Below are 24,075 nucleotides of genomic sequence, written 5' to 3' on the forward strand. Positions count from 1 at the left end.
CCATAAACTAAACAGCTATTCAAGTTTAAGGGGGTAGTTTTTTCAACTTTGAAGGGTAAGCAGTTGGCTAAGATGGATATATCTACTTTTAGAGATAAACCCAGCGAAATAAAATGGGCCAAAGGTAAAACCATCGGCCCATAATGAGTTATAATAAACAGCAAACAAGGGATTTAGTCCATGGGCCCCAAACCGCCCAGCCGCCGAAGAAGAAAGCCAAAAGAAAAAAGACAGCTGAGCGGCCTAGCGATGTGCAGGGGTGGCCGAAGGCCAGACCTAGCGGGCGCAGCCTGCGCAGGGCCGAGCGAGCAGCGAGCCCCGCAACGTAGCGCCGCAAGGCGAAGCCGCAGCGGAGGCCCCAAATCCTAATTCCCTCTAAAAACGACCTTCTTTTGTAGCAGCCAATCGCCTATTTGCAAGCGCAAGATATAGGTTCCAGCCAAAGCCGTTTGCGGCATAATTATCTGCTGTTCTTTTTGGCCTTGGGCCCAGTTTCCAGTAGCTATAGTTTGGCCCAAAAGGCTGTACAACTGCCAGCTTCCGGCCTGAAGCGCGGGCTGCTCCAACAACAACTGAAACTGCCCAATATTGGGGTTGGGAAAAAGCGATAACTGAGGCGCAACAGCCTCTTCGGGGGCTTCTTCTTGGCCCAAATAAATAGAAATATCTCGGCTGCTATAGACCTGATGAATAAAGCTACTATCGGCGGTTTGCTCTTGAACAAAGGCCACCCATTGTAGCTGCTGCGGCTGCCAATCTGGCGATAAAGGCTGGCTAAAGCTATAGTTTAGCGACTGTCCCGCAGCCAGGTTTTCGGGCAGCTCTGTACCCGCTGCATCGGGCAAAAGTTTGCGCACAAAAGCATGCAAAGGCTGGCCATTATCATAAAAAAGCGAATCCTCGACCAAGGCGACATAAAGCTTGAGGTTGGCCTGCTGCCAATTGTCCAAAGCCTCTAGCGAGAGCTGCAGCTCTATCTCATTGGCCCGAATAAAAGACTGCCCCTCTATATCCATCAGCGGATCGGCTAAGCGATCTTTCTCCAAATCCATAGCCTGCAGTTGTAGGGCCAAGGGAGCCGACTGGCTAAAACGGCGACCATTGAGGACCAATTTCCCCGCCTCCGATAGGCCATAAAACAACAAACGCGCAGAAGGATCCGCCATGTTTTGGGCGTAAAAAGGGTCGTAGCTAGGGAAATCCGTATTGTACTGTAGGAGGACCAAATCATGCACCAAAGGCGGCTGATAAACCAACTGATTGAGATGCGTATAAGCCGCCCCCAAATCAGCCTGCCCCAAATTGGAAAAGTACTCTAGCAAAACCTTTTTGCGGCGATTGCCCAAAAATATATTGTCAAAGGCAAAGCCTTCATAGGCCGTGGGGCTCACGCCCAAGGCCCCAAAGGCAATCCGAAAGCGAAAAGACTGCTGTCGAAAACTATCTAGGGCATAGCGAGCTGTTTGCCAGCCTGCACCTGAGCCCGACCAGCCTCTGGGGGCCAGCTGCTGCTCGCCAGGGCGGCCCGCAATAATGTCCTCATTGTACCAATTTAGGCCCTGCCCTAAATCGCCCAAAGGCCGCCAAAGTGCGAGTTGAGGGTCGTAAAACTCAATGACGGTTCCATCATTGCCCGCATCGGTATCATCAAAAATATCGAGGCTGAGCATCGGGCGGTCCAAAAGGCTCAAATCAAAGCAAGGGCTATAGACCCAAGCACTCTGATTGGCGGGATAGGGAGCAGACAAACGACTGGCCCAAAGCGATAAATGGGCGCTATCTTGTAGGCTGTTGATTCGCTGACCTTGGGCCAAGCCCCACTCCCATAAACTATCGGGATAACCCGCTTGACTTTCGGCTAGCCATTGGCCATCATCCTGATTAAAGTCTTCTGCATAAGGGAGTTGCGCAGTAGGCTGAACATTAGGCGAGGCCTGTATTAGAATACTATCCTTGGCCAAACAAACGCCCTGATTTTCGACGGTTAGACTGGCCCAATAACTGCCCGCTTGCGTAAACTGATAGGACAGACTGTCCAGCTCGAAGGGAGCCGATAAGCTAGCCGCAATAGCTGCGCCCCCGCCTATCTGCCAATAAGCCTGACTGATACTATCAAAAACCTGATTCTGAAAGAGGCCCCCTAGGCCCAAAGAACGGTTATTCCAAAACAAATAAGCATCATTCAAACAGCCCCCAGATGCATCCAGTGCTAATTCTGGCTGGCTAAATACCCTCAGAGTATCCCAGTAAAACCCCTGACAGCCCTGGCTATCCGTATACTCATAGCGAATAATATGCTCGCCCAAACCGGCATTGTCGGCCAAGAATAAAGACTGCCCAAAAGCCAGCCCATTGCCGTAGAATTGACCGCCCAAAGGTTGGGGAAGCAAAAGCAAACTATCATTTTGGCCTAGACAAAAAGCATCTACATTTTGGTCCAAGCTAAAACTAACCTGAGGATTGGGAAAAACAGTAACAAACTGCGTATCGCTAGCCTCACAACTACTGTTGCTGACTAGATAGACCAGTGTATCTTGCTGATTTTGACTCAGTGGCTGCTGAGGATACAATGAATTGGGTTGATATTCATTTTGCAATAGCGTATCGCCATTGAGAAAGAAAATCCCCCCTGCTGGGCTAGCCGATAGAATTTGGCGGGGAGCCGACTCACAAAACTGGCTGTCTAGGGCAAAGCTGGGGCTGGGGGTAGCCAATACCTGCACCAAATGGCTAACAGAATCTAGGCAACCGAAAACATTGCTTGCGCTAAACTGTAGTTCATGCAGGCCTACTCCAGCCAGAGCGGGATCAAAATGATAAATGGTATCTAAAACAATGACATTAACGGTTTGGCCATTTACGGTCATCGTATCTACTCTTTGCAGATATTCGGGCCGTAGGCCATTGCCAGTATAGTTGGCATCTAGTAGCAAAGCCGTGTTTTGAATTCCCCCAATAAGTTGCTCACTAGGGCTAGTCAGACAGAAGCTACTATTTGCCGTAGGTTGCAATAGAGTGGGTCTGGGCTTGGGCCGAACCTGAACTTGGGTTTGGGCCAGATCACTACAGATCAGGCTATCTTGAGCTGTAGGAAACAAATGTAGCTCTTCTACTAAATAGCTAATTAGATGGTTTCCAGCTGCAGCTCGAGCAGGAATAAAGATATTGCTATTTTGCAAAACCCCCGGGCCCGAAAACTGGCCATAAATGGAGTTTCCTTGCATATAAATACTATCCTCTTGCTCACAATAGCTAGTATCCAACCCTTGTATTTGGGCCTGCGGTCGAGCAAAAACAGTAGTAAAAACCGTATCCTGATTCTGGCAACCATTGGCATCGGTATAGGCATAGGCTAAAAAATAAGCCTGAGGAGCCAGAAGAGATGGACTCAAACTGGCTTCTGCCTGCAAAGCAGAACGAATCTGAAAACTGGCCATTGGGAAATTATGGCTATACTGAGCTTGACTTCCAATACTGCCAGCAGGAAAAGCTCTAATATCTACCTCTGCCCCTTGATTACAAAGCGCAGCAGGCAAGCCCGTAATATTGATTATAGGCAAATCATTTAAGATATAACTCTCTGTGCTGCTGTTTTGACAACCATTACTATCCTGTACAAAAAACTGAACCTGCTGCAAACCAAAACCTGCTTGCTGAGCCGCCAAAGCAGGAGAAAAAATACCCAAACTACTATCCTGTATACCTGCAGCTTGAAAATAAGCTTGGGCATACTGCTGCATTTGTACCCTATTAGACAAGGTATCTGCTTCTGCATCTACACAATAGGCCGAAGCCAAACTGAATTGTGCTTGAGGCAATGGATTGACCAAGGTGTGCACTTGATTTTGGCCCTGACAACCTCGACTATCTACAAAGCTGTAAGTAAGTGCTATTGGCTGTAAAATACCCGCTGTATTTGCCGCTTGCTGAGCAGAAAAGCGAAATTGGCCATTGATAAAATTGACTCCAGCCCCCGTAAATGTAGCCTGCTCATTGGGTCCAGCCTGTGGCTGCCCTTGCAAAACAAAAGATGGCTCGGCCAAGCAATACTGACTATCCAACTGCAAAATCTGCGGCTGAGGCACAGAATCTATTTGGACCAATTGCATAATTTCTCGCTGGCATCCGTACTGATTTGTCCGACTATAATAAACGGTATCTTGAGGAGCTGTTGCCAATTGAGGACGATAGACATTATTGGTCAAAGCTCTCCCCAAAAACTGCCCCTGCCCCAAATTGCCCGAACGATCGCCCCCCTGCAATAAAACAGCTGAAGCATTGGCACAGTAAGCAGGAGCTAAGTTTAGTATTTCTGGAGTAGGCAGAGGATAAATAGATAAGACTAAACTATCAGTAGTCCGACAGCCCAAACTATCACTATAGCTATACCAAAGCTGTACCCCACCCGAAGCCGCTGCACTATCTAGTAAATAGGCCTGATTGGGATGAAATAAGCTATCGCCTAAAATAGTTGGACCAAAATACTGCCCACCAAAAGGCTGCCCCACTAAAGCAACAGCCGTATCATTGGCACAAAAGTCTTGCGATCCCGCCAAAGTTTGCAAACGGACTACAGGCGCAGCCTGTACCCGAAAACTTTTGTCTATACGGTGCTCACAAGCCGCCAAATCTGTAAAAATATAGCTGATCGTATGCTGACCCGTATCGGCCAAAACAGGCGAAAAAGTATTGGCCAATGGCGCCGGCTGACCATTATTTAAATAACCCATACCTGGCCCAACAAACTGAGCAGATAAACCCATATTGGCCGTAGGATAAGCATTCAAATAGACCTCTTGGCTATTTTCGCAATAGGTATTATTAGTTTGTGGACCAGTAAAATCTAAATGCAAGGGCGCAATCACCTTAAAGGTGTCTTCCTGCAAACCCGACTGACAACCATAGTATTTGTTGTACTCATAACGAACAATATATTCTCTATCTACGCTGTCCTGAAAGTAGGGCTCCCCCGAAATATCGATGATGTCATCCACTAAGCTAATTCCTGTAGCTCCACCTAAAGGTCGAATACTCACTCTAGAAAAGCCTGTTTCATAAGCAGGCTGTACCGCCAAGGAAAAAGCCTGCTGGTTATAACAATAAGTAGGGTCTAGTAAGCTATCGATGATCCCAATATTGGCCACATCCACAAATTCTACATACTGTATAGCTGCAAAATAACTGCTATCATATGTTGGTTGCCGACTCGTATCCAAAGCCGTCCCCTCCTCATTAAAATATTGCCGCTCTTCTATGCTCCTAAATAACATGGCCACATAACAAGAACTGTCATTTGAGGAGGCCAAAAAGTTGTTAATCGCCCCCATATTCAAATAGAAATCCTCCGGTTGCCCATTATAGGCATTAGGCGCATTTATAGCTCCAGCAATAGGAGCTCTTCCAGACAAAATATCATTTAAACTAAAGGTGCCTTGGTCCGAATAAGCCGCCACGCTAATCAACTCATTGCGCTTACGGCTGCGTAAGACACTAGGCACATTCTGACAATCGTAAATAACAGCTCCTGTACTCCGATTAAACAAACTGCCAGCTGAAGATGCACTAATTTGCACACAATTTCGCCTCAAAATAGTGTCTCTGGACCAATCCGAATAGGCAAACAAACTATCCCGATGAAAAACAACGGTATCTGCCCCCGTACAAATAACGCTGGGCAAATCAGGAATACTAGCTTCTGGCTGAATAAATAAGTTTAACGCTATTTCTGATTGACAACCAGAAGATGACAATTCTAGATTTACGGGATATTCCCCACTACCCGACAAATGGACCAAAAAGGAGTCCGTATTCCCATAAGTCTGTACATAGGTTCCCGAAAAACTGCTGTCTAAATCGCTAAAATAAGCAGTTTGTGGCGCTGGACGAAGGTCCTGCAAAATATCTCCCAAACAAATATTTTCGCCCACTAATTGCGGAGGCAAAAAAGCCGAACTCAAGCGATTGTCTATAATTGGATATTCTACAGCTAAACGAATACTGTCCGAACAAAACTGCTGATTACTATATGTCGGCAAATAACTGTAGGTCAGCCGAATACTGGCCCGACCATAATTTAGATTGGGATCCGAAAAAATAAATTCATCCGCCTTTAAGGTGTCTCCATCTACCAAAGCAAAATTGGGCTGCCAACTGCCCGACCGCCCGCCTAGGGTGTCCAATTGCTCCGCAGAAAAGGTCCCGCCCGAGGGCTGAGCATAAATCAATAAGCGGTCATTGGCACAAATAGGTGTCTTTAATGGACTAAAAGCCAAATTAACATCAGGCATCAAAATCGACGGAGCTTCTAATAAATATTGCCCAGCCGTATCCAATAAGTAAACGCTGGCCGACCGCCAATTTTGCCCCGCTTTGTAGGCTATAGATCCCGCCTGCAAATGCGAACTATCTAAAGGAATAAGCAGACTATCCCCATTAAGTTGCCGCAATAAAATCTGGGCCGGAACCGCCCGCAAATTGGCCCAATAAAAGCGCAGACTATCCCCCACACAGGCCTCTCCTACTGCCGCCCCAATTTCTAAATTTTGCCAAGCAAAGCTGGGGGCAGGTTCAATATTCAGCAGGCTGTCGTAACTATAGCGGCAGCCTGCTTTTTTTATATAGAGCAGCAGGCTATCTTGGCCGGCCCATTGCGGATAATAATAGTCTTGTTGCAAGAGGCCCAAGGGCTGCTGCCCCAATTGCAATTGGCTCTGCCAGCCCGTATCTAGCAAGCTATAAAGCGCTGGAGTATAGAGAGAATCATCGCCTAGGGCGTAGCTAGTCGGCAGTTGCCAGCCCCCAAAGGGCGATTGATAATTGGGGAGGACTCGGCCGATAGAGTCGCGGCCCCCGCAGCTTTCCCAAGAGAGCCAAAGCTGAAGCTGAGGGCTGCTGCTGGACAAAGAAAGCAAAAAACTATCCTGATGAAGGCCTGGCCCCGCATGAGGCAGCAGGCGGTTTTCTAAAAGCTGACTGCCCGCATAGAGCCGCAGGCGGAGGTCGGGCAGACTGTCGACCAAGGCATAGCTATAGCGAAAAAAAGGCGGCTGCTGGGCCCGAGCATCTAACTGACAAAGCGGCCCAAAAAACAAGGGATCAGGCTGCTGCCGTCTAGACAAAAGCTCAAAAAATAGGGGCTGGCCCAAACTATCTATATATAAATAGGCGCCCGGCTGATGCAACTGCAAACTATCGGCCCCCAAAGCAGGCGCACTGCCCAAATGCTGGCCCTGAAAATATAAACTCCCCCCCGCAGGAAGAACAAACAACACACTGCCCTGACAAAGCCGATAACTGCTCCCCGAAAGAGGAAAAGAGCTGGCGGGCCAAGCCTGCCCCCAAAGTCCCAAGGGCAAGAGAAAGAAGAAATACAGTAAATAATTACGCATAAATTGAGGTTTTAACTTTAAACATACACCTAAGTTATGCAACCCTGTTCGTTAACGCAAGTATTTTGTATTTTTTATAGTTATTTTTTGGGGCCTCCCGCCTTCGGCGGGCGCTACGTTTCAGGGCTCGCAGGTCTGCTCGGCCCTGCGGCCTGACGGCCTTGGTCTGCGGCTTCGCCGCCCCCTTTCACATCGCTAGGCCGCTCAACAGCGGGGCTAGAGTTTGGGCTGGCGGCTGCGGCCCCCTTCACATCGGTTACTCCCTTCGGTCGTCGAACTGCGGCTTGCAGCCTTGTTGTGGCCGCTCAACAGAGGGGCTAGAGTTTGAGCTTGCGGCTGCGGCCGCTGGGTCTTTTGGTCCTTTAGGGCTAGCTCTTGGTCGTTATTTAGGGCTGAAGGCTTTGAACTTCCTTAAAAATTGCGTTTTTTACTTGCGTCTAGCAGGCGGCGAAGCCGCCGCAGGCTGAGGGATGGACAGCAGTGGCCCCTAGGGCCAGACCGAGGCGCTTTGCGCCGAAGGGCCGAGCGAATAGCGAGCTGCGAAACAGCCCGACCCAGCCGCAGGCTGGGGCAGCCCCAAAAAAACATTAGCAACCCTCTACTTTAGTTTATGAACATATTTAAGATTTCTTGGAAGAGTCTATTGAGCCGCCCATTGAATACGGGCCTGAGCTTGGTTTTGGTGGCCCTGGGCGTAGGGCTAAGCAGTTTGCTGCTGCTGCTCAACCAGCAGATGGAAGAGCGACTGTATAAAAATATTGAGGGCATCAATATGGTGGTGGGGGCCAAAGGGAGCCCGCTGCAAATGATCTTGTCTTCGGTTTATCATATTGATGTGCCCACGGGAAACATACCCTTGGCCAAGGTCCGTTGGATGAAAAAAAACCCCTTTATTGAGGCGGCCATTCCCCTGGCCCTAGGCGATAGCTATGAAGGCTTTCGGATTGTAGGGACCGACGAGCAACTGGGCCAACATTATAAAGCCCAATTGGCCGAAGGAAAGCTATTTAGCCAAGATTTGGAGGTAACCCTAGGCGCCAAAGTGGCCAAAAAACTAGGGCTCAAAATTGGCGATACCTTTTTTGGGGCCCACGGTCTAGAAAGCGAAAGCATGCATGTGCATGAAGAGTATGCTTATACCGTAGTGGGCATTTTCAAGGCCAATCAAACCGTTTTGGACCAGCTGATTTTGACCAATGTGGCCTCCGTTTGGCGGGTGCACGAAAGCCATGATCATGAGCATGAAGAAGGCGAAGAACACAGTCATGAAGGGCATGATCATGGGGAGGCCGAGCATAATCATGAAGAGCATGAACACAGCCATGAAGGACATGATCATGGGGAAGCCGAGCATAATCATGAAGGGCATGAACACAGCCATGAAGGACATGATCATGGGGAAGCCGAGCATAATCATGAAGGGCATGAACACAGCCATGAAGGACATGATCATGGGGAAGCCGAGCATAATCATGAAGAGCATGAACACAGCCATGAAGGACATGATCATGGACATGAGCATACAGCAGAACTGGCCCCAATTTCCGAAGAGGGCAAAGAAATCACGGCCGTATTGATTCGCTACGCCAAAGATTCGGAGGGAAAAACCTCGGCTATGGCCTCTACCATGTTGCCTAAAATCATTGATGAAACCGAAGGTTTGGAAGAGCTCGGTTATGCCGTACCCGCCTTTGAATTGCGTCGCTTGATGGACAATATGGGGATGGGGGCGCAGCTGCTTTACTATTTGGCGGCCATCATCATTATTATTTCGGCCTTGAGCATGTTCATCTCTTTATACAACTCGATCAAGGAGCGCAAATATGAATTGGCCTTAATGCGCAGCATGGGCGCTTCGGCGGGACAGCTATTGGTCATGCTTTTATTGGAGGGCATTTTGGTGGCCCTCTTTGGGGCCCTCTTTGGCCTCTTGATTAGTCATTTGGGCATGGGTATTTTGGCGGGTTATATAGAAGAAACCTACCGCTATAGTGTAGACCCTTGGCGCATTTTGGCGGGAGAAACTTGGCTCTTTTTTGCCGTTTTGGGCTTGGGGACTCTGGCCAGTATTATTCCGGCCATACAAGCCTACAGTCAAGATATTTCTAAGACCTTATCGGAAAACTAGATGCGTAGCCAACAGCTCAAAGCCCTGCGCTTGCAGGGCTTTAAAAATTATAGGGATAGTCAATTTGAATTTTCGCCCAAGCTAAATTGTATTTTGGGCCAAAACGGCATGGGCAAAACCAACTTGCTGGATGCCATACATTTGTTGTGTTTGGGCAAAAGCAACTTTGTGAGTAGAGACCGCTATTTGATTGGTTTTGAAGCAGATTTTTTTCGCCTACAGGCCCAATTTGAGCGAGGAGAAGAAAGCGAAGAAATTGTGGTGAAGGCGGCCAAGGGCAAGCGAAAAACATTTGAGCGCAACCGCCTGCCCTATGAGCGTTTGGCCGATCATGTTGGGCGTTATCCTTTGGTCATCATTGCTCCCGACGACAATAAACTCATCTTGGAGGGCAGCGAATTAAGGCGTCGTTTTATGGACCTGAGTTTGAGTCAGGAGTCGCCTAACTATCTGCATCAATTGATGCAATACAACAAGCTCATCAAGCAAAGAAACGCCCTACTCAAATCGGTAGATTATCCCGCCCAGCCCGACCCCATTTTGCTCGACAGCTATGAGCAGCAGTTATTGGGGCCAGCTCAGGCCATTGTTTCGGCCCGAAAAAAATTTATTGCCGAGCTGCAGCCCGTTTTTCAGCAAGTTTATGCGCAATTATCTAAGGGGCAAGAGGAAGTGAGTTTGCGCTATAGCTCTTCCCTTTTGGAGCAGGATTTTGCGGAGCTCTTGCGAGAAAATCGGCGCAAAGACATACAGTTTCAGCGCTCGACGGTAGGGCCACATAAGGATGATTTAGTCTTTGGGATGAAGGGGCAAACCCTCAAGCAATTTGCCTCTCAAGGGCAGCTCAAATCCTATTTATTGGCCCTTAAATTGGCCCAATATCAGGCCCTAAAGGACAGTAGCCAAAAGCTGCCCATTCTATTGCTCGACGATATTTTTGATAAGCTAGATGCGCAGCGGTTGGGCCAATTGCTCGAGCTTTTGATGGGCCCAGCCTTTGGGCAGGTCTTTATTAGCGATGCCCATGAAAACCGCCTGCTAGAGCTGCTGCAAAAGCTACCTAAAGCAGTCGATTTCAAGCTATTTTTGATTGAAAATGGGGCCATAAAAGAAGACTAAGATCTACCAATCTCCACTAGCCCCGCCCCCGCCAAAACTTCCGCCACCAAAGCTACTATCCGAATAATCGGAATAGTCAGAATAGTCGGAGTAATCCGAATAATCGCTATAGCTAGAGGAGGAAGAATAGGAAGAGCCCTTAGAAGAGGAACCATAATTTCGGTCCCTACTGTCCGAGCCCTTACCTTTGGTCCCAAAATAAACCAGCAGCAAGACCAATAGCCCCAAGCCGCCAAAGATTAGGCTGCGATAGAGGCGTTCTCTTTGCCGAAGCCGTTTGTGCATGGCTTCATTTTCTTGGGCATATTCTAGGTCTTTGGCCCGTTTTTCTTTTCGCAAAAAATGCTTTTCTACCGAGGAGACAATGGCTAGGCTTCCATCATAAATTGCATCGTAGTAGGCAGCTTCTTGTAGTTTGGGCACAATTTGTTTATCAATAATTCTTTTCGCTGCTAGGTCCGTAATTTGGCCCTCCATGCCATAGCCCAACTCAATGCGGACCTTTCGCTCGGCTCGGCTAACAAGCAGCAAAACCCCATTATTCCAGTCTTTTTCGCCAATGCCCCAGCTTTCGGCTAGGCCTTGGGCATACTGTTCTACAGTTTGGCCCCCCAAATCGGGAACCGTAACCACCACAAGCTGAACTTGGCCCTTTTCTCGGTATTGATTGAGTAACACCCTAGACAAATTGAGCTCCTCTTCTTCTGTCAAAAAATCGCCTAAATCTGTCACATAAGCAATGGGATCTGGGGCGGCGGGATATTGGGCCAAAAGGCTGGCCGAAAAAAGGAGAAAGAATAGGAGTAGGCGAAAAATAGACATAGCAAATTGGTTTTAGCTAAAATACTCAATTGAGCAGAAAAAAAGGCCAGTAGCGGAGTTTTCCACTACTGGCCCAAAAATTAAGGGCGCGCCCTTGGCCTATTCAGACAGAATGAGGTCTACCCGACGGTCATTGGGATTTACCTGATCATCGCCTTTTAGGCTGTTGTCTTCTCCCATGGGCAAAACCATAATGCGCATGGGGTCTAGGCCCAAATTGATCAAATATTTGCGCACCACAATACAACGCTCATTGGAGAGCTTGAGATTTTTGGCGGGATCGCCATCGGTGCTTGCATTTCCAAAGAGATAAAGCATCGCTTTGGGCTGATCGGCAAAGATTTGCTTTAGGGCCTCTAGCTTGGCTTTTTCTTCGCCAGTAAGTTGCGCCTGCCCTTGCTTAAAGTAAATGGAGCCCAGTCTATCATACATCATAGGTTGCTCCTTGATGGCTTGACGAAGCTCCTCAATATCCTTTTTGTTTTTGGCCATCACTCTTTGCTGTTCAGTAAGTAGGCTGGCTTGTTGCTTGATCTGCTCTTGCATGCTGGCTTTCTCGGCTGCAGCTGCAGCCTGTGCTTGACGCAGACTGTCTAGGCCTTTTCCTTGCTGGTCCATACGCTGCAACATATCGAGCTCACGAGATTTCATTTTCTCGATTTCGCTTTCGAGTTTTTCGTTTTTCTGCTTCCGCTCCTTAAAGCGATAAGCCAACATAAACTCATGCTGATTGCCTAGGGCGTTATTTAGGCTGGCATCGGCTCCCATCTCAAAGCTATAGGCAAAAAACATTTGCTTTTGCACATTCACACCAACCGTAGCAATAATGGCCGAAGTAGCGGTTTCATTATTGCTAGAACGATAAGCAAAGCCGCCCCAAAGCAGTTGTTTCCAACCAAAAAGCAGGTTCCCTTCTACTTGCAGGGGCAAGCCGGGCACAATTCGGCTCATAACTACTGGGCGAATAAAGAATTTTTTCTGCTCTCCCAAGGCAAATTCATAGCCTGCAGAAGCCATAAAATGGCGGGTATTCACATAGCTGACCTCTCTTTCTAGGGCATCCAAAAAGCGAATTTGGTTATTGAGTCCTTGTAGCATCGACAAGCCGATATTTAGCTTTTTCCAGCGATAATTTAGGCCCATATTAAAGTCAAAAGCGGTTCCCTGAGCTTGGTCGCCCAAAATTTCGGGATCGTTTTGATCTTCTACATCTGCCGATTGAAAATCAAAGCGTTGGTTGACCAAACCCAGCGACAAACCTGCCGACAAGCCATGGCTACCATCCTCCGAAAAGGGAATATGATAGGCATAAGAGGCCAAACCACCCACCTTCCGAATAATATGCGTTTGGTCGGTATACAGCATGCCCCCTAGGCCCATTTTCTTATTCTGGATAGGCGCTTCAGCGGAAAAAGCAGCGGTAAGCGGCGCATAAGGCAGGCTGGTCCACTGCCGCTTGATATTCAGGTTCAGGCTCCCCAAACCTTGGTCCCCTGTCCGTGCCGGATTATAGAGGTAGGGGTTGTAAATATAATGGCCAAAAACCGGCAACTGCTGTGCCTCGGCCGTTTGTAGGCCCAATGCCATCAGCAGAGAAAGCCCTAGTTTATAAATTCCTTTCATCTATAGTTAGATTTCTATTGTCCTTTAAAATAATGTTTTTTGGGGCCTCCGCAGCAAGCTGCGGAGGCCCCAAAAAACAAAAATTAACGCTTAATGGTCACTGCTCCAGTAAACTCCTTAAAGTTGGCTTGGATTACATAATAATAAGTGCCTTCTGGAAGCTTTTGGCCCGTTTTATAGTGCCTGCCATCCCAATCATTATTGTAAGCCGTAGAGCGGAACACCTCTAGCCCACCTCGAGAGAAGACCTGAATCGTGTAAGGCTCAAAGTTCTGGAGAAAATCAATCCGCCAATAATCGTTAATTCCGTCATTATTGGGCGTAAAGAGATCTACCACCACCAAATCGGTACGAGGAGTCACCTCAATTTCGACCTTTTCGGTAGCGGCACAGCCTGTAGCATCCTGAATGCTCACATTATAGGTATATACACCAACAGGAGCGCCAGAGAAAACAGGGGTAGGCGTAGCATTAGAGCTGAGATAATCGGCGGGGCTCCATTGGTAGAGGATACCGCCTGTAGCGTATAGTTGGAGCATTTCGCCCTCCTCAATAGTGGTATCGGCGATGATGCTGGTATTGGGCAAAGTATTCACTTCTACCTCTACTTCTAGCAAGCTACTACAGTTATCTACGGTCACTAGGACCGTATAAACGCCAGCGGCATCGGCGGTTGCCTCTGTAATTTCGGGCGTACGATCTGTAGAGCTAAAGCCGTTGGGACCGGTCCAGCTATAGCTAGCATTAAGGACGGCAGGCACCGACAACTGAAGGTCTTGGCCAATACAAATCGGGCTATTGCTAAAGGCCATACCGGGCTGTGGTAGGCGGTTAATTTGGACCAAAGTGGCCAAAGGAGCCGATTGGCAGCCCGTCACATTATCGGTAGCCACTACCGTATAAAACCCTTGATGATCTACTTCGCTCACCTCTGGAATACTGATGCTGGCTTGGTTGGCCGTAAAGCCATTGGGACCTGTCCAGGCATAGCTCCAGCCCATCTGTGCATTGATTCCCAAATTGAGGGTTTCATCCTCGCAAAGGGGCGCATTACTACTAATCGGGCCCACTAACTGAGGAGCGGCCAAAACCTGTAGTTCGGTAGAATCAAAGGCAGAGGCACAACCGCCTACAAAAGCCTGTACATAGTAAAATCCAGCCTGAGCGGGAGTCAGATCGGTCAATTGGATCGTTTGGTTACTCGATACAAATCCGTTGGGACCGGTCCAGCTGTAAGTAGCGCCAGCGCTACTATTGGCCTGCAAGAAAGCCTCTTCGCCTTCGCAAGCAGGGCTATCGTTAAAGGCCGTAGGAGCGGCAGGGCTCGCCTGAACATTGGCCAAAACAGCCGTGGGTGCCGAGCTACAACCTGCATTTTCTTCTCGAACAAAGAAATTGTAGTTGCCTGCAGCCAAAGCACCTGCATTATAGCTAGCGCTATTATTTCCTGCAGTCATACTAAAGCGGTTGATCTCTAGTTGGTTATTATCATAGAAAACCAAATCGCCAGTACCAGAACCCAAGGCCGTGATGATCAAATCATCGCCTTCACAGATGCTTGCCGCAGAAGCTGCGGGGGCCAAAGGCAAAGGGCTCACAATAGCCGTAACGGGCGTAAATGCAGAGGCACAGCCATTGGCATTCACCGCCTGCATATAATAAGTAGTAGACTGTTGCAAATTGGCCGTTGTATAGCTATTCCCTAGGGCCAACAACATGCTTCCAGCCGCATCGGCATACCAAGAAATGGCGCCTGTTCCTGTAGCATTAAAGGTAGCGCTTTCGCCTTGGCAAATGGTTACATTTGTTGCGCTGGGCGCTGCGGGCGGTGCATTTACAGTAACCAAAGTAGCGGCGGCCAAAGAAGTACAGCCATTAGCATTCGTTTCTACAGCATAAAAAGTAGTATTGCTCGTCAATGCGGGCGTATTGTAGCTATTGCCAGCGCCAACCTGGTTCGTTAGAGCAGCATCGGCATACCAGCTAATATTGTTTCCAGTTGCCGAAACAGTAGCCGTTTCGCCAGCACAAATTGTCGCGCCAGTTGTGGCGGGGCTAGCGGGCAGGGCATTTACAGCCAAGCCAACTACCTGCAAAGGAGAAGTACAAACGCCATCATCCTCGGCCACATAAAAGCTATAATTACCTACGGCAAAGGGGCCAGCATTTAGCGTTTGCGTGGCGTTTCCAGCCGTCATCGTTTGGCGGCCAATTTCTGTTTGGCTGGCATCGTAGAACACCAAATCGCCAGTACCAGAACCGGTAGCATTGAGAATCACATCCTCTCCATCACAAACATCCTGAGCACTTACAGAAGGCGTAGAAGGACGAGCATTTACGGTGACTGTTACCGCAGTCAATGGACCTTCACAAGCTTGGGCAGAACTAGAAGTTTCGCCCACATAATAAGTAGTATTTTGGTTAAGGGCTGCGGTCGTAAAGTTTGGACCGCTAGCGAGCAAGCTAGATCCAGCGGGGTCTGCAAACCAATTGAGCGTGCCTGTTCCGCCTGTAGCGTTAAGGCTAGCCGTTTCGCCAGCGCAAATCGTTGCGCCTGTGGCTATAGGTGCGGCGGGCAAAGCCTCTACCGTTACAGTAGCCGTAGCGGGCAAAGAAACACAAGCTTGGGCCGAAGTTGTTACGGCAAAATAGTCCGTGCTGCTGTTCAAGCTAGCTGTATTATAGCTATTGCCTGCGCCCAATTGGTTCGTTAGAGCGGCATCTGCATACCAGCTAATATTGCTGCCAGTAGCCATAACGGTGGCGGTTTCGCCAGCGCAAATAGTCGCGCCAGTTGTGGCGGGGCTAGCGGGCAGGGCATTTACAGCCAAGCCAACCAGCTGCAAAGGAGAAGTACAAAGGCCATCATCCTCGGCCACATAAAAACTATAATTACCTACGGCAAAGGGGCCAGCATTTAGCGTTTGCGTGGCGTTTCCAGCCGTCATCGTTTGGCGACCAATTTCTGTTTGGCTGGCATCGTAGAACACCAAATCGCCAGTACCAGAACCCGTAGCATTGAGAATCACATCCTCTCCATCACAAACATCCTGAGCACTTACAGAAGGCGTAGAAGGACGAGCATTTACGGTTACTGTTACCGCAGTCAATGGACCTTCACAAGCTTGGGCAGAACTAGAAGTTTCGCCCACATAATAAGTGGTATTTTGGTTAAGGGCTGCGGTCGTAAAGCTAGGACCACTAGCAAGCAAGCTAGATCCAGCGGGATCTGCATACCAATTGAGCGTACCTGTTCCGCCTGTAGCATTAAGGCTAGCTGTTTCGCCAGCGCAAATCGTTACGCCTGTGGCCGTGGGTGCAGCGGGCAAAGCCTCTACCGTTACAGTAGCCGTAGCGGGCAAAGACAAACAGCCTTGGGCCGAAGTCGTTACGGCAAAATAGTCCGTGCTGCTGTTCAAGCTAGCGGTATTATAGCTATTGCCTGCGCCCAACTGGTTTGTCAAAGCGGCATCGGCATACCAAGCGATACTATTGCCTGTGGCATTTACGGTAGCGTTTTCGCCAGCACAGATAGTTGCGCCAGTCGTGGTGGGGCTAGCGGGCAGGGCATTTACAGTAACAGCAATTAGGCGGAGAGGAGAAACACAGTTTCCATTATCCTCTGCCACATAATAAGTATAGCTTCCAGCCGTCAGAGCGCCTAGATTATAGCTAGTATTAGGTGCCGTTAAGCTCATAGCTTGGCGGGCGATTTCAGTTTGGCTAGCATCGTAGAAAACGAGGTCGCCGGTACCAGAACCTGTAGCGTTTAGGATAGCGTCGGCACCTGCGCAGACCTCTACATCCGCAGCGGCGGGTTGAGCGGGAAGTGGCTCTACTTGCACAGAAACGGAAGTGATTCCGCCAGGGCAAGTGGCTGCGCCTTCGCTCACATAGAAGACCGTATTTTGGCTAAGGGGATCAGTGGTATAATTATCTACTGGGCCGGGGCCTGTTTGCAGTAGAATTTGGCCTAGGGGATCCTCATACCAGCTCAGTGTTCCGCCATTGATAGCGGTAGCCGAGATAGTTGCTGTTTCTCCGGCACAGATCGTGGCGCCAGTAGCCGTAGGGGCTGGAGCGGCATCTCTGACCGTAAAATCGAAATAATTGGGAGCGGACCAGCCGCAGCATTCTGTGCGCACACGCAGTCGAACGCTATAATTGGTTACTGTTCCTAAGCTTGGGGGCATCCAGCTAGCCACCTGAGTGGTAAAAGCTGCTACGGGAGTATTTACATTGGTTCCCGCCTCAAAAATAATCCATTGATACTCTACACCTAGGGCCGAGCTACTCATAAAGAAGGTTTCTCCTTCACAGAGATCGGTCAGCATAGAAGAGGCAAAAGCGGGTAAAGCTCGGTTGGTATTCATTTGGACCATGGCATCGTAAGCGGTGCCATTAAGGCCTGTGCTTTGTGGACCTGTAGCTGTATAGCTAATAATTGCGGTCGCCGAGCTATTGTCATAGCTAGAAGTGGTACTATTTAGGTCATTGATAAAGCTAGCGCCTGCGGGCAAAGACCAAGTACCGCCATCCTTAGTAATAAGGATTTCAGAATTGGTACAACCTTCTAGAGGTTGAGCGGTAATAATTTGGGTAATACCTGCAGAAGTCGTTGCCGTAAGAGCGCTTCCGTTAACACTACGGACCGTCTCAGAACGTCCATCAGCGCCATCGCCACCGCGACCGCCATTTCCGCCATTTCCGCCACGGCCACCGAGTCCACCGACGCCTACTTCACAGGTAGAGCAGTTAAATAGGCCGCCACTAGATCCGCCGAGTAGGCCGCCTGCGCCACCGTTACCGCCAAGACCTGCGGCACCGCCAGTACCACCAGCAGCGGCAGCAGCTGGGTTTAGGCTCAGGTTATTGCTAGAGCCATTACTTGCGTAGGCATAGAGGCCAAAAGAGCTACCAGAGCCCCAACCGCCAGTGCCGCCTAGGGCCCCTTGGCCACCGCCACCGCCGCCGCCGCCTGCGCCGCCAGTACCGTCAGTACAAAAGAAGCAACCTTGGCCACCGCCGCCGCCGCCGCCACCGCCGCCACCACCACCGGTACCAGCAGTACCCGTAGCTCCTTGGCCAGCGGGCAGCCAGAAGAGGTCGAAGGTATTAGAGATAGGCGAAGCGGCGCCATTAGTTCCGTTAGTGCCATTTTGGCCGGGGGCGCCTGACTGGGCATTTACTTGGCTACAAGTTCCATCTCCGTTTGTGGTATTAAAACCAGTAGAGCCAGCGCCAAAGGTTCCGCCAGCGCCACCACCACCGGCAGCACCAGCGCCACCACGGGCCCCTCGATTATCTTCTGCGCCACCGGTTCCACCAGAGCCACCGCCACCACCGTTGCGGCCTGTGGCTGCGGTACCGTTGCTTCCTACTTGACCAGCATTGCGGCAACTTCCATCGATATTGGTAGGGGCACCAGAGGCGCCACCTCCGCCAGAGCCACCACGTCCACCGCGGTTTGTGGTACAATCGTCATCACACTTAGCTTCTGTTCCGGTACCGCCAGCGACACCATTAGCTCCGGCAGCGCCTTGGGTACCATTTGTTCCTCGGCTAGCTTGTCCTGTATTCATGACTACTCTTTCGATATGCCAGTTATTGGCATTGCGAAAATAGAAGCCATAGACCGAGTTTCCGCGGTTGCCGGTTGTGCCAGAGACGGTACCTGCGGCGCCACCATTTTTGACGTTAATCTCTAGGTCTAGGATTTGGAAGTCATTAAAGTTAATGGCTTCGATACCGATATGATAGCCCACCAGGGTTCCTGTGGCTCCATCATAGGGAGCGGTTTCTAGAGGCGAGTTAATATTGATTGTTGTGGCTAGGCTAGAATTCTTTCGGCCTACGCCATTGAGGACTTCCCAATCTCCGTCGATAATCAGTCCATCGCAATCGAGCACCATTTTATCGGATAGATTGTAGGTACCGGCTAGCAGTCGGATATGTTTTCGATTTTGGAGGCAGGCTTCATCTAGGGCCGTTTGCAGGTCCATAGGGTTAGCCTCTGAGCCATCTCCCAGAGCTGTTCCTGCGGGATCTACATAAATGTAGGCGCATTGAGCGGAGAGTAGAGAGGAAAAAAACAGGCTCGTCAGTAAGAGCAAGCCCAGTGTAGTCATTTTCTTCATAGAGGTTTTATTCTGTTAAAAATTTATTAAGACAAAATTAAATATAGCGGCTTTAATTGAGAAAATAAAATAGTTTGTAACTAATAGCCGTAGGAAATTCTATAGTACGGTATTTTTGATCCTCTATATTTTGGAAACATTATATTTTTGGCCAAGGTGCGCCTACCCCAATGCTTAAACAGAAAGTCCCTTAGTTTAAGGTGGAGGTTCTTCAGGGAGGGGAGCTAGCTCCCCTCCCTAGAGAAGATGCTGAAGAAAAATATCTTGAGGAGTTTTATATCCTAAAGAACTATGAAGCCTGTGATTGTTATAATAATTAAAATACTCTTTAAGTCCTTTGTGTAAATCTAAACCATTTTCATAAGCTCTCAAATAAATATGCTCATATTTTACGGACCACCATAATCTTTCTACAAACACATTATCTAAGGCGCGGCCTTTTCCATCCATGCTGATCTTAATTCCTCTGTTGAGCAACTCAGACGTAAATTCTAGAGAAGTAAATTGGGCTCCTTGATCAGAATTAAATATTTCTGGCTGCCCCCATTTCCAAGCTTCGTCCAGAGCCTCTAGACAAAATCGCTTATCCATGCTGTTCGAAATCCGCCAGCTCAAAACATATCGACTATACCAATCCATGACAACGGTTAAGTACATAAAACCCGCTTGCATAGGAATATAAGTAATGTCAGTTGCCCAAACTTCATTTGAACGGCTCACTTTTAGGCCTCGAAGTAAATAAGGGTATTTCTTATGGCTTTTAGCTGATAATGAGGTGTTTGGCTTAGGTAAAACAGATCGAATATTCATCTTTTTCATCAAGCGAGCAACTCGTTTTTTGTTACAAGTCAAGCCTGAGGCCCTTAAATACTCGGTCATCCTAGGGTAGCCCCATTCTGGATGTGACAGATGAAACTCGTCAATTTTACGCATCAGCTTTAAGTTTTCTGCACTTTCGCCCACAGCTTGATAGTAGTATTTTGATCGGGAAACCGACATTAACTCACATTGCCGAGCTATGCTAAGTCCTTCTAATACTGCTATTTGGCTCAGTCTTAAAGCTTCATCACATTCCTCTATATTTTTTTTTAAGCCAGTCTAGCTCAAACTGCAACTTGCCTATTTGCTCATATAAACGGGCTTCTTTTTCTTCATCAGCATCCACTTTGGGCCCTCGCTTTTTTTCATAAAGCAAAAAACTATTGGCCAAAAGTTCTTTCTTCCAGGCCGATATTTGATTTGCATGTAGCTCATATTTTGTCGCTAATTCTGCCAAGGTCAATTGCTCTTTTAGCGCTTCTAAGGCTACTTTTGCCTTAAATTTAGAACTGAAATTACGGCGCTTCTTTCTCATCTCTTTTGTAATTTAGTGCTTCATTATACGACTTTTTTTCTTGCGTTTTTCCACCTTAAACTACTGTCCTAATTTTGGGGGTAAGGGCAAGGCATAAAAGAAAAAGTGTATTTGGGACATAAAAAAAGCGCAAGGAAAGAGATTTCCATGCGCTTTTTGCGGTTTTGCAGGCGGCGAAGCCGCCGCAGGCTGAGCTGCCTGTAGGGGGGCCGAAGGCCAGACCTAGGCGCCTTTGGCGCCGCAGGGCCGAGCAGACTTGCGAGCCCGGAAGGGAGCGACCCGAGCGAAGCGAGGGGCAGCCCCAGATGAGGTTAGTTATGAAACAATGTTAATAATTGCATCACTAATGTTTTTCAAATCTCTTTTAAGTGCTCCAACTGTAGCATAATTATTCTTATATCCACAGTGGTTAATATCATTTCGCTTACCTGCTCCTGTCATTTTTTTATAATTAGACGTTAGGTGAAACCTATTTGGAGCAATAGTTCCTTCCATTCTTCTAGCGATTTCTTTGACCTCATCTTCTGATAAGTTGCTATTTCTCCTAGAAGATCTGAGCTGAAGGCGATTTGCACTAATTTTATTTAAAACTCCGTTTGCAATTTCTCTATAGTCTTCTCTATTGATATAGCGAGTACCTTCTGTCTCCTCGATTAACCAGCTAATTGTTGTTTCTAATAGAAACGTATAACCTTGTTGCACCATATTATGCTCGATACACCATTCTACAGCATGAAAACCTTTTAGAGTTGTTGAGTTGCCCAGTGTACTTAATTTATCATCAATTTTCTTTAAGATAGGGCGAAGTTGGTGACTAATCTGCTCATCTCCATCCAAGTTATTGATATCATTCTTGATTCTGTCAATATCAACTTCTTGAGTTAGTTGATGTCCACGACAGTTTAATATAGCGTCTGCAACTTTTTGTACATCACTAGCTAATTTGGGATTTTCTTTTTTAATCAGATTGGCCAATTCATCGGGGTAAGAGGCCTTAGTGAACATTTCTACGGCGTCGGTCCATTGTCCTAATTCAATGATGTTATTTAGCACTTGAATAGGGGTTATACTTTTCCCTCTTCCTGCCTCAAAATTACCATAGAAAAGTCCTTTAGGGATACAATCCTTAACGGAGGCGAGGTAGTTAATGAGACTTAATGCCAACATGGGTAAAAAGCGATAGCCATTAGTGACATCCATATAGAGTTCTGAGTTTGAATCTACTTTTTCTTCTATCGCTTTGAATATTTCCCACATTTCAGATTCAGTAAAGCCATCAGGAATAGTTACGGCCTCAAAGTGACCTATTTTACCTTCTTCCTTTAGAAGTGCAAGAGTTTCACCAATTCCCCCCTCTTCATTTTCAGAAGCATAAATATTCTGCGTTAAATCATCATAATTTATTTTTGCAACACGTTTATCAAAGCAATGAGTCTTGGCCATTTCTGTTGTAAAAAAGTAAATTTCATCTATCTCAGGGTCCCAGTTCTTCAATATATTTAGCTCAAGAATTGCTCTTGACGCATAGTGGCTAGACTGTTTTTCAGCGCCATATACAGCTGTATTTTCAAATTGATAAGTTACTTTTCGGTATGCAGAATACCCCAAAAACGAGATAAAAACCTTTTTCTTCTGATTCATTGATTAAAGTTGGTCCAAGGCGGCTTGCAGTAGGGGTTTGATGGTCTCCCAATCCTCATTTTTCAGCTTATCGAAGCGATGGCGCAGGCTAGCATAATGGCTAGCGAGCAGAATCGTGGGGCGAATAAAGGGGAGTTGGAGGATAGCCGCTAGGGCATCGCCGTCTTGTTTATGAATAATTTTTTTGAGTTCTTTTTTGATGAATTTCCGATGGTTGAGCAGTTGTTCGGCCTGTAATAGGGCCAGGGTGTTATGCTTATCGGAGTTCATAAAATCGTTGAGGGTATGGGCGGGAATCCCCTCAAACTGGCTACGATTGATAAAGCTGAGGGCCAAAAAATGGCGACAATTTTTGAGCTGGCTTTTAGAGGCAACGGTTCGGGGCTGGTAGTTGGGGTCGGCATATCGCTCGGGGATCCCTTGGCGGTGTTTCCATACCCGAATCGTTGTCTCTTTAAGGCCAAACTTCTTTTGTAGCTTTCTGGCTAGCTCTTCGTTGTAGCTGATGTATTTCTTCGCCATAGTGGTATTTTTATGTGTTTCAATACTTGTATGGTTGAAGATAGGGAAATTATTTACTTTAAAATAATTGCCTTATATCTATTTATCCGGCTTTCTAAATCTCGAATATCGGCAGTAAATGAATTCCGGCCACCAATAGAAGCATGGGCAATATCTTTACGGACATTGTTGATGGTCTTAAATAATTGATTTCGATTAAACTCTCTATGCCCATAAGCTTGATTTTTTGCATCTCTCCGACTATTTTCTGATGCAATATCCTCAACCTCATTTTGCTCACAAATATATGTAACAGCGGCCTCTACAAGAAGAATATAAGCTTGAGCATAAAAGTCTTTTTGGGCATACCATTCCGCCATTAAAATCTGAAATGCAGATTCCTGACTTCCTGATTTAGTTATAATGTCATTAAACTCTTTAAATGTCTGAGGCAAAATTAAGCGTGCTTGAGTAGAAAGGTCATTCATTTCTTTTTGAACCCGTCCTAAAAGTCCCTTAATTTGTGTAACACTAGATAATCGTATTGCTTGTGTCAATTCTCGAATCTTTAGGGCAAGAACCTGCTGATTATCTTTTTCTAATAAATCTGCGATCAATTGACCATTGCCATGATTCTTAAAATTATATGCCGCTTTTGACCACTCTAACATATTATCAACTGATCCCAAATCGATGATAGGTGCATGTTTTAAAGAACGAGCACTTTCAAGCATCCCATAAAACATACCTTTAATTTTCAAATTCTTTGTTGAAACTTCTCTCAGGTAGCTCAGAATAGTGGTTATAAAAACAGCACTTGATCTAAACCCATGCGTAATATCTAAATAGAGCTCGTCTCCATCTTGCAAAGTGCCATCAACACCTTTAATAATAATATCTAAATTTTGCTTCATTTGAACCTCGTTATATCCCCAATAAATAGGAATTACTTTTGAGCCTACACCTAATGCCTTCTCTAAGTCTGCAAATACTTGTTGCGGTTCAGAATCAAAATCAGCTTTTTCTGAAATCTCTAAATATTTCTCATCAATTTTTTCCTCATAACAATCTGACTCTTTTGCATAATGCGTATACAAGGCATCCCACATTGAGCCCATCGTCCCAATAATAATCTTAGTATCAATAGCAAAGTGCTTTGATAGGGGAGAAGATACAAACTCTTCTCCTTCATAAGATTTTTCATCAATCTTATATGTTGCCTTAAGATAAGCTCTATTTAGAGCATCTCTATCTAAAATTCCCTTTCCCAAAAAAGAAATCAACACCTTACGTCCCATATCTCCAAGTTTTTAAGTAAAAAATAAAGGCCAAGGCAGTTATAGTCCTTGGCCTTTTTTGTTG

General features: G+C 47.2%; 10 protein-coding genes. 2 read left to right on the plus strand and 8 right to left on the minus strand.

Features of this window, described 5'->3' with window-relative positions:
- Positions 1–365 precede the first annotated feature (365 nt).
- Positions 366–7,388, minus strand: coding sequence for a T9SS type A sorting domain-containing protein (locus tag SGRA_RS01855; RefSeq protein WP_014373425.1), 7,023 nt, complete (start codon positions 7,386–7,388; stop codon positions 366–368).
- A gap of 610 nt (positions 7,389–7,998) precedes the next feature.
- Here SGRA_RS01855 and SGRA_RS01865 point away from each other — a divergent pair.
- Together SGRA_RS01865 and recF are read left to right on the plus strand one after the other, a co-directional pair.
- Entirely contained in the window at positions 7,999–9,516 is a 1,518-nt protein-coding gene (locus SGRA_RS01865) for an ABC transporter permease (RefSeq protein ID WP_014373427.1), read from the plus strand.
- Positions 9,517–10,635, plus strand: a complete 1,119-nt coding sequence (recF, locus tag SGRA_RS01870) for a DNA replication/repair protein RecF (RefSeq protein ID WP_014373428.1) — start codon at positions 9,517–9,519, stop codon at positions 10,633–10,635. It abuts the gene before it with no gap.
- Between the two features lie 3 nt (positions 10,636–10,638).
- Here the strand turns inward: recF and SGRA_RS01875 are convergent, their stop codons facing one another.
- The 7 genes from SGRA_RS01875 to csx2 (SGRA_RS01910) all read right to left on the minus strand — a co-directional run bounded on the left by SGRA_RS01875 (position 10,639) and on the right by csx2 (SGRA_RS01910) (position 24,011).
- Positions 10,639–11,457, minus strand: a complete 819-nt coding sequence (locus SGRA_RS01875) for a TPM domain-containing protein (protein ID WP_014373429.1) — start codon at positions 11,455–11,457, stop codon at positions 10,639–10,641.
- Between the two features lie 99 nt (positions 11,458–11,556).
- Positions 11,557–13,080, minus strand: a complete 1,524-nt coding sequence (locus tag SGRA_RS01880; RefSeq protein ID WP_014373430.1) for a PorP/SprF family type IX secretion system membrane protein — start codon at positions 13,078–13,080, stop codon at positions 11,557–11,559.
- An 83-nt stretch (positions 13,081–13,163) separates the two neighbouring features.
- On the minus strand, positions 13,164–19,217 hold the full coding sequence (locus SGRA_RS01885) for a T9SS type B sorting domain-containing protein (protein WP_014373431.1): 6,054 nt from the start codon (positions 19,215–19,217) through the stop codon (positions 13,164–13,166).
- Positions 19,218–19,454: 237 nt separating this feature from the next.
- Positions 19,455–20,571 (minus strand): IS3 family transposase gene (locus SGRA_RS01890; protein ID WP_425358655.1). Its coding sequence is split into 2 segments (ribosomal slippage): positions 19,455–20,285 and positions 20,287–20,571, totalling 1,116 coding nucleotides; the frame shifts between segments, so codons are not numbered across the junction.
- A 315-nt stretch (positions 20,572–20,886) separates the two neighbouring features.
- Complete coding sequence (csx2, locus tag SGRA_RS01900) at positions 20,887–22,212, minus strand: TIGR02221 family CRISPR-associated protein (protein ID WP_014373433.1); 1,326 nt, start codon at positions 22,210–22,212, stop codon at positions 20,887–20,889.
- A 3-nt stretch (positions 22,213–22,215) separates the two neighbouring features.
- Positions 22,216–22,734, minus strand: a complete 519-nt coding sequence (locus SGRA_RS01905; RefSeq protein ID WP_014373434.1) for a hypothetical protein — start codon at positions 22,732–22,734, stop codon at positions 22,216–22,218.
- A gap of 53 nt (positions 22,735–22,787) precedes the next feature.
- The gene (gene csx2 / locus SGRA_RS01910; RefSeq protein WP_014373435.1) at positions 22,788–24,011 is read right to left on the minus strand and encodes a TIGR02221 family CRISPR-associated protein; all 1,224 of its coding nucleotides are present in this window, start codon (positions 24,009–24,011) and stop codon (positions 22,788–22,790) included.
- Positions 24,012–24,075: the final 64 nt, after the last annotated feature.

The organism is Saprospira grandis str. Lewin (genome assembly GCF_000250635.1).
Taxonomy (GTDB): domain Bacteria; phylum Bacteroidota; class Bacteroidia; order Chitinophagales; family Saprospiraceae; genus Saprospira; species Saprospira grandis.

Coding starts and splice junctions, on each gene's coding strand:
- SGRA_RS01855 (WP_014373425.1), bottom strand. CDS start 7,388: ATGCGTAATTATTTACTGTATTTCTTCTTTCTCTTGCCCTTGGGACTT.
- SGRA_RS01865 (WP_014373427.1), top strand. CDS start 7,999: ATGAACATATTTAAGATTTCTTGGAAGAGTCTATTGAGCCGCCCATTG.
- recF (WP_014373428.1), top strand. CDS start 9,517: ATGCGTAGCCAACAGCTCAAAGCCCTGCGCTTGCAGGGCTTTAAAAAT.
- SGRA_RS01875 (WP_014373429.1), bottom strand. CDS start 11,457: ATGTCTATTTTTCGCCTACTCCTATTCTTTCTCCTTTTTTCGGCCAGC.
- SGRA_RS01880 (WP_014373430.1), bottom strand. CDS start 13,080: ATGAAAGGAATTTATAAACTAGGGCTTTCTCTGCTGATGGCATTGGGC.
- SGRA_RS01885 (WP_014373431.1), bottom strand. CDS start 19,217: ATGAAGAAAATGACTACACTGGGCTTGCTCTTACTGACGAGCCTGTTT.
- csx2 (WP_014373433.1), bottom strand. CDS start 22,212: ATGAATCAGAAGAAAAAGGTTTTTATCTCGTTTTTGGGGTATTCTGCA.
- SGRA_RS01905 (WP_014373434.1), bottom strand. CDS start 22,734: ATGGCGAAGAAATACATCAGCTACAACGAAGAGCTAGCCAGAAAGCTA.
- csx2 (WP_014373435.1), bottom strand. CDS start 24,011: ATGGGACGTAAGGTGTTGATTTCTTTTTTGGGAAAGGGAATTTTAGAT.